1 protein-coding gene is annotated in these 542 nt (G+C 62.2%); it reads left to right on the top strand.

The window, feature by feature from the left end:
• On the top strand, nt 1-542 hold a 542-nt coding region (locus M5C01_RS32790), incomplete at both ends, for a carbon starvation CstA 5TM domain-containing protein (protein ID WP_283094146.1).

Here is a 542-nt window from a genome sequence, read left to right as displayed (position 1 = left end):
CGTGCCGGCGGTGCGCCGACCCTGGCGGTCGGTATCGCGCAGATCCTCCACCATGTCCTCCCCGGTGAGAACAGCATGGCGTTCTGGTACCACTTCGCGATCCTGTTCGAAGCACTGTTTATCCTGACGGCGGTGGATGCCGGTACCCGTGCCGGACGTTTCATGTTGCAGGATCTGCTCGGCTCCTTCGTCCCGGCGCTCAAGCGCACCGAGTCGTGGACCGCCAACCTGATCGCCACCGCCGGCTGCGTGGCCATGTGGGGTTACCTGCTGTACCAGGGCGTGATCGACCCGTTGGGCGGCATCAACACCTTGTGGCCGCTGTTCGGTATCTCCAACCAGATGCTGGCCGGTATCGCGCTGATGCTCGGCACCGTGGTGCTGATCAAGATGAAACGCCAGCGCTATATCTGGGTGACCTTGCTGCCTGCCGCCTGGCTGTTGATCTGCACCACCACCGCCGGCTTTATCAAGCTGTTCGATGCCAATCCGGCCATCGGTTTCCTTTCCCTGGCGAAGAAATACAGCGTAGCGTTGGAGGC

This window comes from Pseudomonas sp. MWU12-2319, from assembly GCF_023242525.1.
In the GTDB taxonomy this organism is placed as follows: Bacteria; Pseudomonadota; Gammaproteobacteria; order Pseudomonadales; family Pseudomonadaceae; genus Aquipseudomonas; species Aquipseudomonas gingeri_D.
Note: the sequence above shows the minus strand (reverse complement) of the source record. Positions and strands in the feature narration are given on the sequence as shown.